The 22,623-nt window shown below is 32.5% G+C and carries 17 protein-coding genes; 8 read left to right on the top strand and 9 right to left on the bottom strand.

From position 1 onward, the window contains the following. Window positions 1-5: 5 nt before the first annotated feature. From HYN56_RS10275 to HYN56_RS10250, 6 genes are all read right to left on the bottom strand, one after another. A complete protein-coding gene (locus tag HYN56_RS10275; RefSeq protein ID WP_109192089.1) occupies window positions 6-5,060 on the bottom strand; it encodes a translocation/assembly module TamB domain-containing protein in 5,055 nt (1,684 codons plus the stop codon). Window positions 5,061-5,367: 307 nt separating this feature from the next. Continuing rightward, complete coding sequence (locus tag HYN56_RS10270; RefSeq protein WP_109192088.1) at window positions 5,368-6,324, bottom strand: GSCFA domain-containing protein; 957 nt, start codon at window positions 6,322-6,324, stop codon at window positions 5,368-5,370. A gap of 82 nt (window positions 6,325-6,406) precedes the next feature. Then, complete coding sequence (locus tag HYN56_RS10265; RefSeq protein WP_109192087.1) at window positions 6,407-7,186, bottom strand: hypothetical protein; 780 nt, start codon at window positions 7,184-7,186, stop codon at window positions 6,407-6,409. 15 nt (window positions 7,187-7,201) lie between these two features. Continuing rightward, window positions 7,202-7,975: a hypothetical protein gene (locus HYN56_RS10260; protein WP_109192086.1), complete on the bottom strand. Its 774-nt coding sequence runs from the start codon at window positions 7,973-7,975 to the stop codon at window positions 7,202-7,204. 42 nt (window positions 7,976-8,017) lie between these two features. After that, complete coding sequence (locus HYN56_RS10255) at window positions 8,018-8,812, bottom strand: hypothetical protein (RefSeq protein WP_109192085.1); 795 nt, start codon at window positions 8,810-8,812, stop codon at window positions 8,018-8,020. A gap of 140 nt (window positions 8,813-8,952) precedes the next feature. Beyond that, entirely contained in the window at window positions 8,953-9,828 is an 876-nt protein-coding gene (locus HYN56_RS10250; RefSeq protein WP_146194584.1) for a hypothetical protein, read from the bottom strand. A 117-nt stretch (window positions 9,829-9,945) separates the two neighbouring features. Here HYN56_RS10250 and HYN56_RS10245 point away from each other — a divergent pair, with 117 nt between their 5' ends. Further along, window positions 9,946-11,037: a M12 family metallopeptidase gene (locus HYN56_RS10245; RefSeq protein WP_167398297.1), complete on the top strand. Its 1,092-nt coding sequence runs from the start codon at window positions 9,946-9,948 to the stop codon at window positions 11,035-11,037. 45 nt (window positions 11,038-11,082) lie between these two features. Here the strand turns inward: HYN56_RS10245 and HYN56_RS10240 are convergent, their stop codons facing one another. Continuing rightward, window positions 11,083-11,880 carry a hypothetical protein gene (locus tag HYN56_RS10240; protein ID WP_109192082.1) on the bottom strand — a complete coding sequence of 266 codons (798 nt, stop codon included), beginning with the start codon at window positions 11,878-11,880 and terminating at the stop codon, window positions 11,083-11,085. Between the two features lie 216 nt (window positions 11,881-12,096). Between HYN56_RS10240 and HYN56_RS10235 the strand changes: the two genes are divergently transcribed. After that, a complete protein-coding gene (locus tag HYN56_RS10235; protein WP_109192081.1) occupies window positions 12,097-13,158 on the top strand; it encodes a M12 family metallopeptidase in 1,062 nt (353 codons plus the stop codon). 70 nt (window positions 13,159-13,228) lie between these two features. On the opposite strand, the gene HYN56_RS10230 is transcribed toward HYN56_RS10235, so the two are convergent. Beyond that, on the bottom strand, window positions 13,229-14,014 hold the full coding sequence (locus tag HYN56_RS10230; protein ID WP_109192080.1) for a hypothetical protein: 786 nt from the start codon (window positions 14,012-14,014) through the stop codon (window positions 13,229-13,231). 303 nt (window positions 14,015-14,317) lie between these two features. Here HYN56_RS10230 and HYN56_RS10225 point away from each other — a divergent pair, with 303 nt between their 5' ends. Further along, window positions 14,318-16,063 carry an ABC transporter ATP-binding protein gene (locus tag HYN56_RS10225; RefSeq protein WP_109192079.1) on the top strand — a complete coding sequence of 582 codons (1,746 nt, stop codon included), beginning with the start codon at window positions 14,318-14,320 and terminating at the stop codon, window positions 16,061-16,063. A 273-nt stretch (window positions 16,064-16,336) separates the two neighbouring features. On the opposite strand, the gene alaS is transcribed toward HYN56_RS10225, so the two are convergent. Beyond that, window positions 16,337-18,976 (bottom strand): alanine--tRNA ligase, encoded by a 2,640-nt coding sequence (gene alaS / locus HYN56_RS10220; protein ID WP_109192078.1) that lies wholly within the window; start codon window positions 18,974-18,976, stop codon window positions 16,337-16,339. Between the two features lie 278 nt (window positions 18,977-19,254). Between alaS and HYN56_RS10215 the strand changes: the two genes are divergently transcribed. From HYN56_RS10215 to HYN56_RS10195, 5 genes are read left to right on the top strand one after another with little or no spacing between them, the layout of a single operon-like run. Then, the gene (locus HYN56_RS10215; RefSeq protein WP_109192077.1) at window positions 19,255-20,232 is read left to right on the top strand and encodes a M23 family metallopeptidase; all 978 of its coding nucleotides are present in this window, start codon (window positions 19,255-19,257) and stop codon (window positions 20,230-20,232) included. Window positions 20,233-20,280: 48 nt separating this feature from the next. Continuing rightward, complete coding sequence (locus tag HYN56_RS10210) at window positions 20,281-20,613, top strand: MerR family transcriptional regulator (protein WP_091492704.1); 333 nt, start codon at window positions 20,281-20,283, stop codon at window positions 20,611-20,613. 34 nt (window positions 20,614-20,647) lie between these two features. Continuing rightward, window positions 20,648-21,232 carry a LemA family protein gene (locus HYN56_RS10205; protein ID WP_109192076.1) on the top strand — a complete coding sequence of 195 codons (585 nt, stop codon included), beginning with the start codon at window positions 20,648-20,650 and terminating at the stop codon, window positions 21,230-21,232. A gap of 31 nt (window positions 21,233-21,263) precedes the next feature. Continuing rightward, window positions 21,264-21,701, top strand: coding sequence for a TPM domain-containing protein (locus HYN56_RS10200; protein ID WP_109192075.1), 438 nt, complete (start codon window positions 21,264-21,266; stop codon window positions 21,699-21,701). Between the two features lie 3 nt (window positions 21,702-21,704). Beyond that, window positions 21,705-22,535: a TPM domain-containing protein gene (locus tag HYN56_RS10195; RefSeq protein ID WP_109194773.1), complete on the top strand. Its 831-nt coding sequence runs from the start codon at window positions 21,705-21,707 to the stop codon at window positions 22,533-22,535. Window positions 22,536-22,623 lie beyond the last annotated feature (88 nt).

Below are 22,623 nucleotides of genomic sequence, written 5' to 3'. Positions count from 1 at the left end.
AATTTTTACTTCTCTTTCTCTTCCTTTTTTTTCTGTTTTTCTTTTTCTTTTCGAAGTTTTTCTTCTCGAATTAATTCTTTTTCTTTTTCAGTTCGATGGAAAAGCTCTCTGAATTTATTGTAACTCATCGTAATAATAAAAGCAACACCTGTTTCTACCACCTGTCCTTCTACTGCGACCTGATATTGATTTTTTCTGTAGGCACGAACAATATATCTGCCGTCTTTTGTAAGCTGATAATCTAACGCTACATCACCGGCAATATTGGTGCTTTCCTCATTGGCGCGCTCTGCACCTTCTACTCCAAAACTGCTTCCAACAGTTACTTTCAATCTGTCATCCAACAGTTTTTTAGAAACTTCTACATTCAGATCGGTTCTGTTTTGCATAGTTCCAGAAGTATAATCTTCAGACGATTCTAAATCAAAATTGACTTCAAATCCTGTAATTAATTCACCTGCCAGATTATTCAATTGCTGTGAAAGAATCTTACTCACACTTTGTCTTGCGAAAGATTCTGCATTAACGCCACCGCTTTCACTTTGAAAAGGGTTTTCTCCCACAAATCGGTTTAATAATAAAAGCGCAAAAACCTGTTTGTTCAATTCGGCAGGATCTTGTTCTAATTGTTTCAGTTTGGTTTGTGTTAATGTAACTACATCTGTAGAAACATTATAATTTCCATCTGGCAATACAATTCCAAATGAAATTTCAGGTTTCATCAGTTCTCCGTTCATTTTCAATAAAGTCTGAAACGGAAGTTTTTGTTTGTATGTATTTCTTTCTGCTGTATTATCAGTTGGAATTTGGTTACCTAATAGATCAATCGGAGCAGCATCAACCTTATAAATAGCCGTAATGCTTACATTTGCCATAGTTGGTTCACCATTCCAGGTAATATAACTTCCTTCCTGAATATCAAATTTTCTTTTGATTCCGTTAAAATTCATTTGATAAGCTCCATCCGAGAACTCATATTTTCCAGTCAATGTTGTTTTTCCGGACTGATCAATTCCACCGACCAATTCCGCTTCTCCTTTCAGGTTCAGATAATCACCGTTTGATTTATCAATCAGCAAAGTCAATTCGGCTTCTTTGTCAATCGTAATAGCAACATTCACGTTCATTCCTTTTAGTTCCGACTGATCCAATTTAGTCTGCATTTCAACCGTTTGTTTCAGATACATATTATCTTCATCAACAAACTCCACGATTCCTTCACGATCTGCAATTGACGGATCTGACTGTGGCATTACAACCGTAAACTTGGTTTCTTTATTTATTTTTAAGGTTCCATCCACAACCGGACTTTCTAAACTTCCTTTGATATTCAGTTTCGTATCCAAAAATAAATCGCCGTAGAACAAATCATTGTCGGCGGCTTTAGAATGAATCGCTCTAAAATCATTGGCTTCAACCAAAAGGTTAAAATTGTACTTTGTAAAATCAGCTGACTGAACGGTTCCATTGACAAACAATTCATTGTCATTTTCATCTAAAAGAGAAAACTTATCAAACGAAATTACTCCTTCATTGAAAGTGATTTTTTCTTGTCCCGTTTTAAAATACGAATTCAATTGTGTTACTCTGAAACCGGCATCATTAAAATTCAATTCTCCATTCACTTTTGGTGCAGAAGTATTTCCTGTCACCTTGAAATTTCCAAACAGAAAACCGTTTCCTTCTGTAATATTCCCCATACTGAACCCTTGAATACTTTTGATGTACAGCTTATTAATCGCCATATCTAAATCAAAAGTCCCTTCCGCAATTTTATATTCTCCAGTGAGTTTTACATCATTTCCTTCATTGCTTAAAACTACATTTGCGGCAAGTGTATCTTCGGTTTTATTATTTACTTTTATTTCTAAATCACCAACTTTTTCTCCTTTAAAAGTAAAATCGTCTATTTTTAAATCGGATGTAAAAGTGGGTTTGGTCATTACATTTTCGACCAAAGCATTTCCGTTAATTAATCCCTGCATTAACAGTTCGTCTTTTTTAACCATGTTCATAATGGTTTCGATTTTGAAATTCACAAAATCAACCTGAAGCGGTGCATTATTTTGAGTTCCCTGCGATTGGATTTTTAATTCGTTTCCGGAATTGCTAAGGAAAAATTTATTGATATAAAGTCGGTTATCTCCAAATTCGATTGCGTTTTCCGGATCGACAGTCCATTTATCATAATTTAAAACAAAACTGTCTGCATCGATTTTAAAGATGTTTTTGGAGTCTTCATGATTCAGGTTTCCGGCAATAAAATACTGCTGTTTTTCTTTGGCATCTTTCACTTCCAAAGCATACGTTAATTCATTATTTTCTACTTTTCCTAATAAACTCGTAAACGGAATTTTAAGCGAACCGCTTTCTATAGTCGCCACAGAAACCAAATATTCCAGCGCATTTTCTTTGGTCTCGATATTTATTTTTCCGTCAGAAATAGTATTTCCTCCATAAACAATACGCGGAATTGTTCCTTTTACTTCTAATGAATCGGCTTGGCTGTTGTATTTTCCGTTTATGCTAAAAGGTTCTAAACTCGTTAATTTTGGCAATAATTTCAAAAGCACAGGATCATTGTCCACTTTCAAAGTAAAGGCTAGTCTTTGTTCATCTGATTCGGCGTTGACTTTAGGATTTTGAAGATTAATATATTTAGATAATGATTTTTGAACCGAATTGGCCAAAGTCGTCAATTTGTATTTTCCGATTACTTCTGCTTTTAGAAACTGAGACGAAATTTTAATCGAATTGCTGTCTTTGTCTGCAAACGCAAAAACACGGATAGAATCTAAAACAATTGGCTCTTTGTCCTGTAAAATCTGAATATTGGATAAGAACACTTTTCCGTTCAGAAAATCCGGATTACTGTTGGCGATATCAGCATCTACATTTCCACGGAGTTTCATTGGACCGGCATGCAGATTTAGTTTTTCTAAATCGGCTATATCGAGATTTAATTTCAGTTTTACAGTTGGATATTTGTCTTTTGTATCGCCTGAAGCTGTTAAATTAAAATTCAGATTTGGATCTTCCATTCCTGATTTCACTGCAAAAGAACCGTTTTCGATATTTCCTTTCAGCGTTAAATCTTTATACGTATATCTGTTGAAAACTGCTTTCTGAACAATTCCGTCAATAGCTGCATTTGCCGTTTTAGGATCTAAACCGTTTCCTTTAACTTTCGCATTAAGCGTTATTTTTCCAATCGAATCATTTTTGATTAATCGTCCAAGATCAAACTCATTTAAGGAAACCGTCGCATCGTATTTTTCTCTTTTTTTAACACGCTGATCAAATAAAGCATCCACTTTTGCATTTCCAAAACTGCTATTTAAAGCTAAATTGGTTTTGAAGTTTTGAACTGAACCTTTGAATTTTCCCTGTAAACTCAACTGCGAAGGAAGCTGAATGTTTTTTGGAATTGTTCCTGCCGGCACGAACATATTAATATCTTTTGCTGTGCTCGAAATCTTTTTAATATCCAGATCGTAATACGCTTTCTCAGCATCGGGCAATCCGGTAATTTTCCCCGACAAGGAAACTTTTGTCGTTCCAATTCCGCTCATTTCAAATTTGGAAATATTCAGATCTTTTACTTTTCCGCTTACACGGCTATCCACAGACAAAATTGCGTTTGGATTGCTCTTAAACGGATTGGTGTTTTGAAGCGTTGGAACAAACAATAAAATGTCTTTGAAACCAATTTTGCATTCTTTCAGATTGGCATCAATAGCCAGATTTCCTAAAGCTTTCTGCAGTGCATCAAGCGATTTGTATTCAGCTTTAATTTTATCCTGAACAAGTGTTTGCGGAGTTTTTAAATACAGATTCTCTAAGGATGCATTTTTTGGTCCGTAGAAAAAATTAGTTTTTAAAGACTGGATTTGCAAACCGCTTTTTTCGTTGACTGTAAGTTTGTTTATATTTCCCGAAATGGTATCATTTCCATAATACAATTTCTCTGCTTCGAAGTTGAATTTACTCAAATCCAAATGACTGTAATCTAAACCTTTTGCGACAGGTTTTGACTGCATATCATCAAATTTGAAGGCGACATTCTGGATATCAACCTTATTTAATTTTGCTTTCCAGCCCGCTTGTTTTATGGCTGTTGTATCCAGGTCAGGGGCTTGAATCTGCTTATCTTTTGCACCAAGACGTAAATTTCCTTTAAGATTTTTAACTTCAAAAGTATTAAAATCCAAAAACTGTTTATTAAGATCAATCTCATTTACTATTAATTTTAAATTTCCTAAGCTAATACCCGAATTTAGTTTCGAATCTTTATTATCATATAAAATATCGATTTTAGACAAAGCTATTTTGTCTAACGCCAATTTAAAATCAGGACGTTTCGAAATCGTATCAACTGTTTTTACTGAAACTTCAGCAATTTTCTCGACTACATCCTGATCTAAAACTACTTTTAAGCCATTTAAATTGATTGTCGGAATATTAAAATCCATCTGATCCAGATCAAACTTCTTGAATTTGGTATCAAAATGCGTCAGGTTTACCCGAATATCATTTTTAGCGAAATCATCCTTAAAGTTAAATTTAACCTGATCGAGGTTTACTTTGACAACCGAGATTTTGAAAGGTTTTGCATTTGGATCCTCTACTTTTGGTTCTTTGGATTCGAATGCTTTTATGATGTAATCGAAATTAAAAACACCGTCTTTATTTCGGGAAATATTGGCTTTCACATTTTCAAGTGAAACCGAATTGATTTCAAGTTCACTGCTAACGAGTTTAAAAAGATCAACATCAACCTCTAATCGTTTACCGGCCAGCAAAGTATCTTTTTTTTGATCTTCAAAATAAAAACCTTCCAGAACTACATCTTTTGGAAATTTTATCGAAATATAATCTAAGGAAACTTTGGTTTTTATTTTACCCTGAAGGTAGGTGATCGCTTTATTTTTAACGAAATTCTGAACCGACGGAACCTGAATTAAAATGATAAGAAGTAATAAAAGTGCAATTACAGAAACCACGCACCACATGAGGATACGAAGTGTTTTTTTAAGAAAATAAGCGGGTTTCTTATTCATACGTCAATAAAATCGGTTCGATTAAAATTGCTTCTGAAAAAAGCAGGGTTAGACATCTTACAAAAATGTAAAATTTAAACCTTAACAATTTACATAATTCTGAGCAATTATTCTAAAATTTTATTGTTGTTTTTTGCCACGAAGACGCTAAGACGCGAAGTTTTGAGTTGTTTTTTGCCACAGATTACACAGATTAACACAAATTAAAATAAAGCTGGATTATTAAAAAAAACTTGAAATCTTTATAATCTGTGGCAAAAAAAAGTCGGCTAATTTTTAAACTGTTGGTTTTAACCAGTCACTGCGATTAGAATTTAATATGCGGTAATTTTTCTCCCAGCTGATTTATTTTCTGCTGAAGTTTTGCTAAAAATTTTTGATGTTGTTCTGATTCCGGATTGAAACTTCTGTGACGCAGACTTTTTTGAATTTCATCTACTTCCTGCATTGTTGCTGTACTTTCCTGTGAAATATAATTTTCACTGAAAAGTTTCCAGATATAATCAATTGCAATTTGGTTGGGATGTAACATATCTTCGTTGTAAAAACGATAATCGCGAAGTTCATCCATCATGATCTCGTAGGAGGGAAAGTATTCAGTGATCAGTTTTAAGTGTTCAGTTCTGAGAACCGAATGCAGAGCTGTAAACAAATGTGATTTACTTAATTGATTTTCTGTAAAACCGTCTTTAATATGTCTTACAGGTGAAATCGTAAAAATAAAATTGATTTTCGGATTTATTGTCTGAATTAAATCAATTGTATTTTGAATGCTTTTTTGGATTATTTCTACTGATAACAATTCTTTTGAAAATTGTTTCTGCGGTACTTTATGGCAATTAGCCACTACTTCGTCTTTCTCCAGAATTTTATAAATCCAGGCAGTTCCAAAAGTAATAATGAGATGCGTTGCTTCTTTAAGTTGTTTGTGTGTTTCTGAAATCGCTTTATTAAGTGTCTCCAGCAATTCTTGTCGGTCAGCATTGCTTAGATCAGAATGTACTTCAAAAGAATTCCAGCGTTCGTTGTGAAAGAAAACGTCTTTTTCTTCAAATACTTCTTCTTTACAAACTCTTCCAAATAATTTGGCTATTGAAACCGGATTAAAAATAATCCCAAACGGATTGGTTTCGTTTTGGAATTTAAAATAATCAAATTTCTCCGCCATGTTTTCTGCAAAACAGGAACCAACAGAAAGTATTTTCGAATGATAATCGATTGGCGAATTACTTTTTGAAATGGGAATTGGAGTTCTGAATTGCATGAGAATTTATTTGAACACGAATTTCGCCAATTATCAGCAATAAAAAAACCAAATACAGAAAGTATTTGTTTTTTTTAAAAGATTAATAGTTAAATATAGCACCTCCGGCAGAGGCTCCTGTTCCATCAAAATTTTTCCTCTCTATTGGAAAATCATTTTCATCGTAATCATAAGTATAGGTAATTAAATAATCTGAAGTTTCTTTATTTCCTGTAGTCTTTGTAACAGTTCCTGCTATTTTAATAACATTATTGACTGATAAATCATGTTCTCTGTCTAATAGCAAATTGTATCCTACTACATTTTTCAACGGACTATTTTTGGTATCATACTCATAATTGTAAACCGAAAAAGTATCGAAATTTTTCACTTCAGACTTTACTAAATTTCCAGATTTATAAATAAGTGTACCTGAAAAAGCCGTTTTTTCTTCTACTCTTTTTATTGAATTTCTGTAAAATTCCTGAAAAGTAACGGTATTATCATTATTATGAACATATTTTATTTTATAATATTCTGTATCATCTTTTCCCGTCCAATTAACAGAAGAAGCTAACTTTCCATTAGTATAGGAATACTCGATTGTAAATTGTATTGACTTATCAGAATTGAATTTTTGCAATTTAGTTACAAAATTACCAGTGTAAGTATATTCAGTAAATGCACCATTCATATAATTTTCTCTTAAAATCTTATTGTTTTCATATTCTATATTACTAACTCCCAAAGAAGATAAACCAAGAGTAACTATTCTACTAGGCTTTTGAGCGGGAATAGAGTTTTCATCTGGAGAAGAATTATCATCATTTGAGCAAGACACTAAAGAAATCGCTATACAGAATAGTAATATTATTTTTTTCATTTAAATAGAATTAAATCAGTAAGTATACTCTATATCAAATTCAACATTTCCGCCATTAGAATATGATCTGTTTTTTGTTGGATAATTCTTGTCATCATAAGTGTAGTCTCTTAAAAAAATAGCGGGATTAGAAGTCGGAGAAGGCTTGTTGATAATTTTTACAACATTGTTTTTACCAATTTCTCTGATTTCATCCAACAATAAATCTAAACCTAAAATGTTTTTTAAAGGATTGCTTTTAGTATCGTATTCATAAACATAAGACCATATATTTCCTGCACGTTTTACAAGATTACCATTTTCATAGGTTAGAGTTCCTTCAATGGTTTTAGTTTCTACTTTAGTTTCATTATTAATCGAATACGTTACATAGGAAATTAATTCGGTTGATGAATGCGTGTAGACTGTTTTTTGAGTATACACCCAATCAGGATTAAGTACATCGCTCGTATTGGAAATTTTAGTATCTAATTTTCCACTTTTATAATTATAAAAAGCTTCTTTTGATTTAAACTCTTTTCCTTGTCTGTCTTTTTCGTAAACCTCTTGTTTTGTTATAAGGTTATCTGTATAAGTAAACAATGTTCTTTTATTTGCTCCTATGATACTGTTAATCTTGTTGCCATCATATTTAACTAAACCAATTTCTATCGCTTTTTCAGTTTCCGGAGGGTAAGTATAGGTAATTGTTTTTGGTAATACAGAACTGTCTTTCGCTGAATTATCATCACTTGAACAAGATGTTATAAATAAAGATAGCGCAGTAGAAAGGAATAAAAGTTTTTTCATTTTTAATAGATTAAATATTGGGGGTTTAAAAGTATTGTAAGGCTAATAAGTATAGTACATTTCATATTCGATTGAAACACCCGAACTACCATAAGAAGTATGCTTTGTCGGGTAATCTTTGTCATTATAATCATAAGTCGTCAAATAAACAGCTGTATTCGCATTCTCTGATGATTTAGCTGTTGTTTTAACAACATTGTTTTGACCAACTTCACTGATTTCGTTTAATAACTGTTTGAAACCTGCAACATTTTTCAGAGGGTTATTTTTGGTATCGTACTCATACTCTCTCGTTATTGTTACAGAACTGCTGGTTCTTTGTTCTTTTACAAGATTTCCATTTTTATAAGTCAGGCTTCCTTCGCTGCTTTTAATTTCAGCTTTTGTGTCTTTGTCTACATTGTAATTGATATAAGAAATGGATTCGTTTGAAATATGATTGTAAACCACTTTTTCAATATAGTAACCGTCAGGATATTGAGCAGTAATATTTTCTTTAAAAATTCTGGTTTTTAGTTTTCCGTTTTCGTATGTATAAACTACTTCATCAGTTTTGGTTTCTTTTCCTTGCTCATCCAAATCAAAAACTTCTTGTTTCGTTATCACATCACCAGTATAGGTAAATACTGTTTTCGAACTTTCATCGATAGTGCTTACAATTTTATTTCCATTGAAACTTAACGTACTTGTTCCGTTTCTCCCTAAATAAGCACCAGGATAAATGAAGGAAATGGTTTTAGGTAAAACAGAAGTATCTCCTGAGGAGGAACCGTCTTCACTGGAGCAGGAAATTGCAATAAAGGATAATGCCGTAAAAAGGATTAATAGTTTTTTCATTTTTTAGTAGGTTAAATTTGTTCTTTCAAAGAAAATCAAACCAAATAAAAAAAGCAATAAAATCTTACCTTATTTTAATACTAAAAAAACTTTTTGTAGCAATTATGAAAATAAATTTTGAATAATAGTACTAGAAAAACTCAATATTCATACTCTGTAATATTGATAATCCTGCCTGCATAATCATAAGTTATTTTCTTAATTGGATAACTTTTTTTATTGTACTCATAAACCATTGTACAGGAATACGGTTCGAATACAATACTTCCGGAAACAATTGGAGAATAAGAGTGTCTTGTTAAATTATTAAAAGAAGAAATATTGATTTCAGAACCAAAAATTTCCTGACCTAAAAGCAAATTAAATCCTAATACATTTTTAAATGCATTATTATATTTATCATACTGAAAACGGGAACAGGTTATAACATCATTATACCCCCATTCCGAAACCATATTTATTAAATTTCCATTATCAATTGTTAAAACATTTAATCCCGGATTTTTTGACTCTTTCTTAGTTTGAGTGTCAAAAATATAACTTTCCATATTAATCGAACCATCGTCATTTTTACTGTAAACATATCTCATTTGTTCTCCATTCAATATTTTAGAAACGGTTTTTAAACTTTCATTTTCATATTCGTAAAATGTCTCGGAATACTTGACTTCTTTACCGTTTTGAATATTGTATTTCACTTCTGCTGAAATAAAATTACCACTGTATGAGTAATCAATCCTTTCAAATTTATTACTGACTTTTACAATCTTATTTTCATTGTAAACAATATTGGTCTCAAAATTATCTGATGGACTATCAGGATATATTGTTTTTAAAACTTTAGGCAAAATCATATTTTGGTTTTCGACATACTCTTCATTAGAGCAGGAAAACAAAACAAACAAAACAATTGCCCAACAATATGATAAATACTTTTTCATGTTCATTTGAATAACATGCAAAAGGAAACTTTTCCAGTAAGACATTCTTTCCACAAAAAGACATAATTGTGTCATTATAAGACATATTTAATACTCTTCTTTAAAAGATATTTTATCTTCTTTTAATTTTGTCCTTTCTGTCGACAAATGAACATGCAAAGATTTTTTAAGCTTTTAATATTTTTCTCTTTTATGCTATTTTTTTCATGTAATCATGAAGAAAATCAAATATCTGTTGATGAAATGGAACTTTGCAGTTTTAATTTTATTGACTCGAAATCCAATCCTAATACTAAACCTGACGCGGCAATTATTACCTGGCCACGATGGGAAATTGGACAAACCATTAAAATTAAATTTTTAGACGGAGATGTCACTGAGCAGGAGAAAGTAAAAAAAATTGCAGCCGAATGGACAAAATACGCCAACCTAAATTTTGAATATGTTACTGCACAAGAATATGCCGATATTAGAATAGGATTTAATGTTGGTAGTTACGGAGCATGGTCTCTTTTAGGAATGAAATCGGCTTATGGCAACATCAATGCACAATCTATGCGATTAGGGCCATTAACCTCTGTTAATGAAGCTTCTGTTAGAAGAACTATTTTACATGAGTTTGGACATGCACTTGGTCTTATTCATGAAAATTCAAGTCCTGTCTCAACCATAAAATGGGATTTACCCAAAGTATACAAATACTACAGTGATTTAAACGGCTGGTCTAAAGATGAAGTCGATCAATATGTGATTAAAAGTCCTGAATCAACCAATTACAGCGAATATGATTCTCTCTCTATAATGCATTATTATGTTCCTGCATCTCTTACCACAAACGGAGTCGGTGTAAATGAAATGAGCGATTTATCAATGACAGATATTGTATCTATCAATAATTGGTATCCTTTTCCTATCAGATCTGTGATAGAATCCGGAGAAAGAATAGATTTTATTCCCTGGACAAAAGCTATTAAGTCTTCAAATGAATTATTTGTTTTACAATTTGATTCGGGAATGTTGTCTGTAAAAGATTTAACCTATAATAGAATAATCTGGCAGGAAGGAAATCCGAAATATAGCATTCGTTCTTCTTGCTACTTACAGTCTGATGGAAATTTAGTTATTAAAGGTCATTCTGCAGGTTTTAATGCTCCTGAACAAATAATCTGGATGTCTGATACAGCTCAATATCCCGGTGCTACATTACGCTTACAAGATGATGGAGATCTTCAGTTAATCTATAATGAAGTTGTTAAATGGTCCTCTAAAAATGGGAAAATGTAAATAATCATTAAGATAAAAATCCAGAACAAACTTAAAGACATGTATTCAATATCTATATTCAATTATTGAATTGACACCTTGCAAACCATAACATTTTTTTTTAATCGGATAGCCATTAATATTATATTCATAATCAAAAAAACTAAAATAGTCTAACATATTATTATCAAATTGAAATGAAGAATATTCACTCACTTTTTTCAAATTATTTGTAGAAAATAAATATCCCACGGAATCAAAACTTAATTCATCTAATAACAAATTAAGACCTAAAACATTTTTAAATACATTACTACTTAAATCATATTCATAAAAGCAAGTTTTGGTAAATGTGATAGAATTTGATTCAGTGAATGAAATTTTTTTTATCAAATTCCCATCAGTAAAAATTAAAATCTCATATGTATTTCTTTTTAATTCCTCACCCGTTATATCATTTATTTCATAACTCTCTCTTTTAATTGTTCCATCCTCATTATAAATATACGAGTATTTATACCATCTTCCATTCTCAATTTTATTAGTAAAGAGTAATTTATTGCCTATGTAAGTAAAATATTTCTTGGACACTTCAATTTCTTTTCCTGATTTGTAATCATATTTTGTTTCTCTAACAATTCTATCTCCATCATACAAATAATCGTTTCTCCTATTTTTATTTCCAATAGTTAAAAGCTTCTTTTCTTTATAAACCAAATTTGTAATACTTATATAATCACTTTCAGCATCCTTATAAATTATTGTTTTTGGCAGAATTAATCTTTTTTCAGAGTTTTTTTCCGCATCATTGTTGCAGGAAATTAAAATACTAAATAGAGATAGAAAAAAAAACTTTTTATTCATGAGATATTCTTTTATGACTATAAGATTTCATGCAAAAAGAATGATATTTACCTCCTTTAAACTCCACGAAAAGATATAATTATAACAGATTAAGACATAACTTACATCAGTACTATATTCAGGATTAATTTTTCATTAACATTGTATTTAACTTAAATCAAAATCTTATGAAAAATCCTTACTTTTTAATCAATCTAATTTGGATATTCTTAATTAATTGATGACAATGCTACTATATGCACTTTTGATCAAATTAATGCTAATTCTAATAGTACATCTAAAACAACTGCCGCAATTATCACTTGGCCTCGATGGCAAACTGGTCAAACTATTAAAATTAAATTTTTAGACGGTAATCAAATTGAGCATGAAAAAGTAAAAGAAGTTGCAAGTGAATGGCTAAATTACGCTAACTTAAATTTTGAATATGTTTCTGATGGATATGCAGACATTAGAATTGGTTTTGAGCGAGCAGGAGAAAATGGCAATAGATATGGCGCATGGTCAGACCTAGGAATGAAATCTGCTTATGGAAATACAAACCATCAATCTATGCGACTAGGGCCTCTTAGCTCTATTGATGAAGCCTCAACAAGAAGAACAATTTTACATGAATTTGGACATGCTTTAGGCCTATTCCATGAAACAACAAACCCAGCGGCAAATATTCAATGGGATTTACCAAAGACTTACCAATACTACAGTAGTCAATTTACTAAATATGAAGTAGATAACTACATAATCAACAAAGAAAACACCACCGATTACAGCGAGTATGACCCTTTGTCCATCATGCATTATTATATTCCTGCATCAATTACAAAAAATAAAGTTGCTGTTTATGAACAAAATATTTTATCAGAAATTGATAAACAATCTATAAACAAATGGTATCCTTTTCCCGCAAGATCAATTATAAATTCAGGAGAGAGGATAGATTTTATTCCTTGGACACAAACTATCAAGTCTCCCAATGAAAAATATCAGTTACTTTTTTTTCATTCTGGAAGTCTATGTATTTTTGATCTTTCAAACAATACTTTTATTTGGGAAGCTGGAGATGGTAGATATTATAGATCGACTTGCAAATTAGAAACAAATGGTAATCTAGTATTAGAAGGAGCAAGGACTAGTAATTTAAGCGCATCTAAAGTAATTATTTGGACTAGCAATACTTCTGAATTTCCGGGAGCAAAATTATATTTACAGAATGATGGAGATCTGCAATTAATATACAATGGAGTAGTAAAATGGTCTTCTAAAAATGGGAAAATGTAAAAAATCATAAAAAAAATCCCCAATCAGTAATAACGCTAATTGGGGATTCTGTTTATAATTTAGAAACTAATTAATAAACAACTTCTAATTTGTATGAATCTCTTGCATCTCCTGAAAATATCTCAGTAGCGTAATTGCTATTGTTGTACTTATACTTAGTCTCTACAGTTGCAGTTTGAGTAACTGCACCATTACTGCTATAAGTTACTGTAACATTTTTTACTGTATTATTTGCTGAATAAAAGTCAAACCCTGTATTAAAATCTAAATCTAATAAGGCTTTTACTCCAGTAATGTTAATAAATGGACTTTTCTTAGTGTCAAACGTAGATGTTATTTTTTCGACCAATACACCATCAATCAGCTCAGAAGAAATCATGTTTCCATTTGAAAGAGTGTAAAGAGTAGTTGTATCGTATTTAATTTCCTGTCTGTCGATGATTTGAGATTGGTTCACATTAACTGTTCCGTTTGCGTTATAAACAAAAGTTAATTTATCCTGAATAGTTTTATTCGCTTCTCTTGTAGTAATTTTAGAAACCAGCTTTTCACCATCATAAGCGTAAACTTCTGTAGCGTATAAAACTCCTGACCTAAACAATTCAACTTTAGTAATCTGATTCCCTGTATAAGTATAAGCAGATCTTGAAGCATCTGAAAGAGAGATTTCTTTCAATTTGTTTCCGTCATAAGACAAAGTGTAAGTAAGACTTCCAGATTGGCCGTCTTCTACAGTTGTTTCAGTAATTTTTTTTGGTAATAATACTGCATCTGCAGATTCTGATGAAGAATCATCACTTGAACAAGATGTTAAAACTAGTGCTAAAGCACCAAAAAGGCATAAAATTTTTTTCATTTTGATTTGGTTAAATTTGTTTTTGTTATTCGTAGCAAACCTACTACAACCCAAAACCAAAACCTTACGTGATTCCACATCAAAAGCAGAAAATAATTCGTAAAACTCTTAACACACTAATTACAAGTAAGATATTTTTTAATTTTCCTGTAAAAAAAATAATAACACATAAAAAAACAGACCTGATTTCAAAAGTACATGGCAATTTCAGCTATAAAAAAATTACATTTTTAATAACAAAAATCAACTTCAGAAACTAAAACAATTCCTTACTTTTGCATCTTCCATTTTTTTAAATCACTTATGAAATTATTATATACTTACATCGTCAAACATAAAATGCTTCTGTTTTTTGCTTTGATAATGGCTACTATCAACATCTGTTTCAGTTTATCAGACTCTGTAATTACAGGTAAATTAATGCAGGATTGCGGTGTCGGAATCGCAAAATATAAAGGCAACGAGATGGGATTTATAAAATCTCTTGCATTTTGGCTCGGGCTTTCGCTTGGAGCAGCCATGATTTCCAGAATTACCAAAAACTTTCAGGATTATTTTACCAATGTTGTGATTCAGAGAACCGGTGCACAGATGTACACCGACGGAATCAAAAAATCTCTGGATCTTCCTTATGCCGAATTTGAAGATCAGCGAAGCGGTGAAACTTTAAGCAAACTGACTAAAGTTAGAATTGATTCTGAAAAATTAATAACACTTTCAATTTCTTTAATCTTCCAGACTATTATCGGTTTCATTTTCGTAATCGTTTATGTTGCGAGAATTGATTTCAGAATTTCGATTATCTTTTTAATTACGGCACCAATTATTGCTCTGGTCAGTTTGTATTTAGGAAAAAAGATTAAGATTGTTTCTCGAAAAATTGTCAATCAGACCAATGCCTTGGCAGGTTCTACAACAGAAAGTTTACGAAACATTGAATTGGTAAAAAGTCTTGGTTTGACATATCAAGAAGAAAAACGTTTAAATCTGAATACATTTAAAATCCTTCAGTTAGAATTAGAGAAAATACGTTTTATTAGAAGTTTAAGTTTCATCCAAGGAACAACCGTTCACTTTTTAAGAACCTGCGTTGTTTTTGCTTTATATTACTTTCTATTTGGCGGAAAAATTATAGTTGGAGATTTATTGACAATGGTATTTTTTACATTCTTTATTTTTGGCCCTTTACAGGAATTAGGAAACTTTATTATTGCTTTGAATGAAACGAAAGTTTCTATGGAGAACTTTAAAACCTTATTAAGCGCTCCAAAAGAATTTCGTCCTAAAAATCCAAAACACATTGGGGCAATTCAAAAATTGCTTTTTTCTAATGTAAGTTTCCAGCACAGAACAGCTAAATTTAAAGCGGTCGAAAATATCAATTTCGAAATTAAACAAGGGCAAACAGTAGCTTTTGTTGGGCCGTCTGGTTCTGGTAAAACTACTTTGGTCAAATTATTAGTTGGGCTGTATACACCTGCAGAAGGTCAGGTTACCTATAATGATATTGATTCTACAGATATTGATCTTTTAGATTTGAGAAAGCAATTAGGTTTCGTAACTCAGGATGCACAATTATTCTCTGGAACAATTCGTGAAAACTTGTTATTTGTCAAACCAAATGCAACCGATGAAGATTTATACGATGCACTAAAACGAGCTAGCTGTGAAAAACTGCTTAGACGCGCTGAAGATGGTTTAAATACCACAATCGGGGAAGGCGGAATCAAAGTTTCGGGCGGGGAAAAACAACGTTTATCTATTGCCAGAGCAATTCTTAGAAATCCGAATTTATTGATTTTTGACGAAGCTACTTCTGCTTTGGATTCGATTACGGAAGAAGAAATTAATGACACTATTCGAAATATCTCAGACAAAAACCGAATCACCGTTTTAATTGCGCACCGTTTGTCAACTGTAATGCATGCTGACAGAATATTCGTTTTGGAGCAGGGTAAAATCATCGAGCAAGGCAAACATGAGGATTTAATTGTAGAGAAAGGACTTTATTATGCTATGTGGCGCCAGCAAATTGGGGAGCGAAAATAGTTTTTTTTAAGTTGCTAAGGTTCTAAGTTTTTTAAAAACAATCTATAAACGTCCTATTTGTCATTTCGACTGAAAGGAGAAATCACACGCGTAAATCCGCAAAGTGAGTTGCCAATCTTTGTAGAGTTTCTAGTGTGATTTCTCCTTTCAGTCGAAATGACATAAAATACGTAAAAACTACAAATACAAAACCCGACAGGTTTGAACCTGTCGGGTTTGTTGTGAGTTATAAAAACTTAGAACCTTAGTATCTTAGAACCTTAGCATCTTTAATTATTTTACAAAATCCACAGCTTTAGTTAAAGCCTCAGCAATTCCATCAACATTTTTACCTCCTGCAGTAGCGAAGAAAGGCTGACCTCCTCCTCCACCTTGGATATATTTTCCTAATTCGCGAACCACTTGTCCTGCGTTTAGGTTTTTGGCTGCTACAATTTCTTTAGAAATGTAACAAGTTAACATTGGTTTTCCTTCGTGAGCAGTAGCGAAAACTACAAATAAGTTGTTATAAGAACCACCTAATTCATAAGCTAAATCTTTTGCTCCTTCTGGGTTTAAATCTACTTGTTTAGCCAAGAATTGAACACCATTGATTTCTTGTAATTCTTTAGCCAAATCAGCTTTCATGTTTTTAGCTTTATCTTTTAATAAAGCCTCTAACTGCTTTTTCAATTGAGCGTTCTCATCCTGTAAAGCTAAAATAGATTTTACCGGATCCTGAGCATTTTTAAGCGCTTCTTTAATTTCAGCTAAAGAAACAGCTTGTGACTCAAAATATTCTTTTGCAGCTTCACTTGTGATTGCTTCAATCCTTCTGATTCCGGCTGCAACAGCTCCTTCAGAAACAATTTTAAAATGCCAGATATCAGATGTATTCGCAACGTGAGTTCCTCCGCACAATTCAACAGAATCACCAAATTTAATGGTACGAACTAAATCTCCGTATTTTTCTCCAAACAAAGCGATTGCTCCATCTTCCAAAGCTTGTTCTTTAGGAATTGCTCTTTTTTCAATTAAAGGTAAACTTTCACGAATCCTTGCATTTACAAAGTTCTCTACTTCTAACAATTCTTCATCAGAAACTTTAGAGAAGTGAGAAAAGTCAAAACGTAAAGAAGCATTACGAACCATCGAACCTTTTTGCTCTATGTGAGTTCCTAAAATTTTACGTAAACCCTGGTGCAATAAATGCGTAGCCGAGTGGTTTGATGAAGTTTTAGCTCTTTGATTAGCGTCAACAACAGCATTAAAAGTCCCAGTAAGATTATCTGGTAACGATTTTGCTAAATGTATCGTTTGATTATTTTCTTTTTTCGTATCAATAATATAAACGATATCTCCGTTTTGAGCTTCTAAATATCCTTTATCTCCTGTTTGTCCTCCGCTTTCTCCGTAAAATGGAGTTGCATTGAAAACTAATTGGAAAATTTCACCGTCTTTCGCACTTTCAACTCTACGGTATTTCGTGATTTTTACCTGTTGTGATAATCTGTCATAACCAACAAATTCCTGAATATCATCTTCAACAAGCACATTCCAGTCACCAGCCGTTACTTTTGATGCTGCACGAGATCTTTCTTTTTGTAATTGTAATTGTTCCTTAAATCCTTCTTCGTCCAAATTCAATCCTTTTTCAGAAAGAATTAAAGCGGTTAAATCGATTGGGAATCCATAAGTATCATACAATTCAAATGCTTTTTTACCATCAACAGTATTTCCTGTATTGTTTAAAATTACAGCATCTAAAAGAATCAGTCCCTGATCTAATGTTTTAAGGAATGAATTTTCTTCTTCACGAATTACGTTAGAACAAAGTGCTTTCTGCGTTCTGATTTCCGGGAAAGAATCTCCCATTTGCTCGCTTAAAGTTTCAACCAATTTAAAAATAAACGGCTCTTTTGTTCCTAAGAAAGTAAATCCGTAACGAATTGCACGACGCAAAATTCTACGAATAACATATCCTGCTCCCGTGTTAGATGGCAACTGACCGTCAGCAATAGCAAATGCTACCGCACGAACGTGATCTGCCACTACACGAATCGCAATATTCATTTTATTTTGTTCTTCACTAATACCTGTTACATCATTAGTTGTGTATTTTGCTCCGGTAATAGTTTCGATTTCTCTAATTAAAGGCATGAAAACATCAGTGTCATAGTTTGATGTTTTTCCTTGTAAAGCCATACACAAACGCTCAAATCCCATTCCGGTATCAACGTGCTGCGCTGGAAGTTTTTCTAATGAACCATCCGCTTTACGGTTGAATTCCATGAATACATTATTCCAGATTTCAACCACCTGCGCGTGGTCGTTATTTACTAAACTTTTTCCAGAAACCTGAGCTTTTTCTTCAACAGAACGTAAATCAACGTGAATTTCAGAACAAGGTCCGCATGGTCCCTGATCTCCCATTTCCCAGAAGTTATCATCTTTATTCCCAAGTATAATTCGGTCTTCATCGATTAACTCTTTCCAGATATCCCAAGCTTCCTGGTCAAATGGAACATTATCTTCTTTACTTCCTTCAAAAACAGAAACATAAAGATTCTCTTTTGGAATTTTATAAACTTCTGTCAATAGTTCCCAAGCCCAGTTGATAGCTTCTTTTTTGAAGTAATCGCCAAAAGACCAGTTTCCTAACATTTCAAACATAGTATGGTGATAGGTATCAATACCTACTTCTTCAAGGTCATTATGTTTTCCTGAAACACGAAGACATTTTTGTGTATCGGCTATTCTTGGACTTTTTGGAGTTCCGTTCCCTAAGAAAAATTCTTTAAACTGGGCCATTCCCGAGTTGTTGAACATTAAGGTTGGATCGTCTTTAAGGACAAGAGGAGCTGAAGGAACAATAGTATGCCCTTTACTCTCAAAAAAATCTAAAAATTGTTTACGTACGTCTTGTGATTTCATATTTAAATTAGAAAAAATGTGTCTGTTTAATGTGTCAATTTGAAAATTAGACGATTAGATATTTATTCATTCCGTAATGCGTTAAGTTTTTTATAATGAATTCAAAAAACTTATATTATAAACAATAAATTGCCTATTTTGCGCATTATCTAATGATAAAATAGCCCCAATATCTAATCATTAATTCTTGTAAAAAAAATTGCCGAACTGCTGAAACATTTAGCCATTTTGTTCGTCTAACTTATTTTACAAGCTGCAAAAATAGCGTATTTTAAAATATGGCGAAAGTAAAATATTATTACGACTCAGAAAATCTGGCTTATACGAAAATAAAAACCAGAAAAAGAATAAAAATAGGCTACGCATTACTGTTTTTACTGGCTTCAGCATTGTTTGGTTTTTTAGTTTTCGTTCTTTTAATTAATACGCCTTATTTTGAAACTCCCAAAGATCGTTTGCAGGCACGGGAAATTGAAAATTTAAAACTTCAATATTCCATTCTAAATAAAAAATTAGATGAAATTGATGCTGTTGCAGATGCTTTGGAAGAGCGGGATAATAATATTTACAGAATTTATTTTAATAAAGCTGAAATTCCGGATTCGATTAGAAAAGTCGGTTTTAGAAATCCGGAGAGATACAAAACGTTAGAAGGTTATAATAATTCTCAACTGGTATTAAGTACAACAAAAAGAGTAGATAAACTTTCTAAACAGCTCGCCATTCAGTCCAAATCTTTAGATGATATTTTAAAATTAGCAGGAGCCAAAGAAAGTTTATTATTAGCAATTCCTGCCATTCAGCCCGTTCAGAACGAAAATTTAAAACGAGTTGCTTCCGGATTTGGTTACAGAATCGATCCTTTCACGAAAGTGAGAAAAATGCACAACGGAATGGATTTTACTGCCAACACAGGTGCTCCGGTTTATGCCACAGGTGACGGTATTGTAGCAAGAGCTGACAACACCGCTTCGGGCTTTGGAAACCATGTAGTGATCAGGCATGGTTTTGGATACGAAAGCCTGTACGCTCATTTAAGCAAATACAACTGCAGACCTGGCCAAAAAGTAAAAAGAGGAGATGTAATTGGTTATGTTGGAAGCACAGGAAGATCTGAAGGTCCGCATTGTCATTATGAAGTGCACAAAGACGGTAAAGTTGTCAATCCGCTTAATTTCTACTATGGAAATATTTCGGCTGTAGAATATGTGGCAATTTCGCAAATGGCAAATCAAGAAAATCAATCATTAGATTAATATTCCGAAAAAATAGTATTTTTGAAGTAAAATAGAAAAAAACGAATCATGCATATTGAACTTTCTAAAGACAAAAGATATTACAGTATTGGCGAAGTAGCCAAAGCTTTTAATGTCAATGCTTCTTTGATACGATTTTGGGACAGTGAATTTGATATTCTAAAACCCAAAAAAAATGCAAAGGGAAACAGAATGTTCACACCCGAAGATATTACCAACCTGCAATTAATATATCATCTTGTAAAAGAGAGAGGTTTTACGCTTGAAGGCGCTAAAATACACTTAAAAGAAGGACAAAAGAAAACGTTAGATAAATTCGAAATAATACGTAAATTAGAGTCCATCAAAACACAGTTAAACGATATCAAAAACGAATTGTAATTAAAAATTGAAATAAACTTAAATCAAAACAAATATGAAAAAGTGGTTAATCCCTGTAGGAATTATTATAGCACTTATTGCTATTATCGCATTTTGGTCGATTGGTATTAAAAATACTGCTTTACAACACAGTCAGGCTGTAAACAAAGAATGGGGAAATGTTCAGACGGCTTACCAAAGACGTAATGATCTTATTGGGAATTTAGTAAACACTGTAAAAGGAGCTGCTGACTTTGAAAAAGGGACTTTAACAGCTGTAATCGAAGCACGTGCAAAAGCTACATCTTTAACAATTGATCCAAGCAATGTAACTCCAGAACAATTAAAAGAGTTCAATCAAGCTCAAAGTGGCGTAAGCTCTTCTTTATCAAGACTATTGGTTTCTGTTGAGCAATATCCGACGTTAAAAGCTAATGAAAACTTCCTAAAATTACAGGACGAATTAGCTAGTACTGAAAATCAGATTTTAACGGCCAGAACACGTTTTAACGAATCTGTGCAAGTTTATAACGGATATGTTTTAAAGATTCCAAACAACTGGTTCTTGAGCGAATACAAAGAAAAACCATATTTTGAAGCTTCTACAGGTGCAGATAAACCAGTTGAAGTAAAATTCTAAAATCTACAATCTTAACTCTAAAATCATTTCCATGTCAAAAGTAGAAGATTTTTTAACCAAAGAAGAAGAGCATGAAATTGTTGAAGCTATTCGTATGGCCGAAAATAATACTTCTGGCGAAATTAGAGTACACATAGAAAAAACAACTTCTAAAGCTCATTACGATAGAGCTTTAGAAGTTTTTCATGAATTACGAATGGATGAAACTAAATTGCAAAATGGCGTACTGCTTTATTTTGCTGTTGAAGATAAAAACTTTGTAATTTGTGGAGATAAAGGAATTAATGATTTAGTATCTGATGATTTTTGGGACTGTACCAAAGACGTTATGGTAAATCATTTTAAAGCTGGAAACTTTAAACAAGGCATTGTTGACGGCATCTTAAATGCCGGAGAACAATTGAAAAAATATTTCCCTTCTCAGGAAGATGATATAAACGAATTATCAAACGAAATTTCAAAAGGATAAATGATGAAAAATTCTCAAAATAAAATCTCAAATTCCAATAGAATTTTTCAGTTAACCTTTTTGTTTGTCGCGTTTTTTATCTGCAATACTATTTTTGCTCAATTTGACATCCCGAAAAAACCTGATTTCCAAACTTCTGTTTATGATTATGCTAATGTTTTAAGCGCTTCTGAGAAAACACAATTAGAAGAAAAATTAGTTCGTTATTCTGATTCTACTTCTACTCAAATTGTAGTTATCACAATAGAAAGCTTAAAAGGTGAAGACATTGGAATTCTTACGCCAAAATGGGCTCAGGAATGGGGTATTGGTCAGACAAAAGAAGATAATGGTGTTTTAATTTTGTTAGCCAAACAGGAAAGACGAATCTGGATTTCTCCTGGTTACGGACTAGAAGACCGTTTAACTGCCGGAATTGGTGGTGAAATTACAAGAAACATTATTATTCCTGAATTTAAAGCCGGAAGTTATTACCGTGGACTTGACAAAGGAGCCGATGCTCTTTTTGATGTTTTTAAAGGGAAATACAAGGGCGAACGCAAAAAAGCCAAAGGACAAGACTTTCCAATCTTTCCATTTATTGTAATTGTTGTAATTGTTTTGATTTTACTTGCCAAAAATAAAAGAGGCGGTGGCGGAAATTCCGGCAACAATGGCGGCGGCCCTAGTCTACTCGATGTTATTATTCTAAGCAATCTTGGAAGAAGTGGCGGAGGCGGATTTGGAGGTTTCGGCGGAGGATCATCTGGCGGTGGTTTTGGCGGCGGCGGCGGCTTCGGCGGTGGATTTGGCGGCGGTGGATTCTCTGGAGGAGGTTCTGGAGGAAGCTGGTAATTTAGTATGTTTCTAATTTTCTTTGTTTCAGACTTCGAGTTTAGGTTTCAATATTAAAAAATCATACATTTACACTTTACAATTAATA

Source organism: Flavobacterium crocinum, assembly GCF_003122385.1.
Taxonomy (GTDB): Bacteria; Bacteroidota; Bacteroidia; order Flavobacteriales; family Flavobacteriaceae; genus Flavobacterium; species Flavobacterium crocinum.
The sequence above is the reverse complement of the archived record's forward strand: the minus strand, read 5'-3'. Positions and strand labels throughout refer to the sequence as shown.

Bases quoted from the DNA above. Each gene is read 5' to 3' on its own strand.
- HYN56_RS10215 (WP_109192077.1), top strand. From the start codon at position 19,255: ATGGCGAAAGTAAAATATTATTACGACTCAGAAAATCTGGCTTATACG.
- HYN56_RS10245 (WP_167398297.1), top strand. From the start codon at position 9,946: ATGCTATTTTTTTCATGTAATCATGAAGAAAATCAAATATCTGTTGAT.
- HYN56_RS10225 (WP_109192079.1), top strand. From the start codon at position 14,318: ATGAAATTATTATATACTTACATCGTCAAACATAAAATGCTTCTGTTT.
- HYN56_RS10195 (WP_109194773.1), top strand. From the start codon at position 21,705: ATGAAAAATTCTCAAAATAAAATCTCAAATTCCAATAGAATTTTTCAG.
- HYN56_RS10255 (WP_109192085.1), bottom strand. From the start codon at position 8,812: ATGAAAAAACTATTAATCCTTTTTACGGCATTATCCTTTATTGCAATT.
- HYN56_RS10210 (WP_091492704.1), top strand. From the start codon at position 20,281: ATGCATATTGAACTTTCTAAAGACAAAAGATATTACAGTATTGGCGAA.
- HYN56_RS10260 (WP_109192086.1), bottom strand. From the start codon at position 7,975: ATGAAAAAACTTTTATTCCTTTCTACTGCGCTATCTTTATTTATAACA.
- HYN56_RS10265 (WP_109192087.1), bottom strand. From the start codon at position 7,186: ATGAAAAAAATAATATTACTATTCTGTATAGCGATTTCTTTAGTGTCT.
- alaS (WP_109192078.1), bottom strand. From the start codon at position 18,976: ATGAAATCACAAGACGTACGTAAACAATTTTTAGATTTTTTTGAGAGT.
- HYN56_RS10275 (WP_109192089.1), bottom strand. From the start codon at position 5,060: ATGAATAAGAAACCCGCTTATTTTCTTAAAAAAACACTTCGTATCCTC.
- HYN56_RS10250 (WP_146194584.1), bottom strand. From the start codon at position 9,828: ATGACACAATTATGTCTTTTTGTGGAAAGAATGTCTTACTGGAAAAGT.
- HYN56_RS10270 (WP_109192088.1), bottom strand. From the start codon at position 6,324: ATGCAATTCAGAACTCCAATTCCCATTTCAAAAAGTAATTCGCCAATC.
- HYN56_RS10230 (WP_109192080.1), bottom strand. From the start codon at position 14,014: ATGAAAAAAATTTTATGCCTTTTTGGTGCTTTAGCACTAGTTTTAACA.
- HYN56_RS10240 (WP_109192082.1), bottom strand. From the start codon at position 11,880: ATGAATAAAAAGTTTTTTTTTCTATCTCTATTTAGTATTTTAATTTCC.
- HYN56_RS10205 (WP_109192076.1), top strand. From the start codon at position 20,648: ATGAAAAAGTGGTTAATCCCTGTAGGAATTATTATAGCACTTATTGCT.
- HYN56_RS10200 (WP_109192075.1), top strand. From the start codon at position 21,264: ATGTCAAAAGTAGAAGATTTTTTAACCAAAGAAGAAGAGCATGAAATT.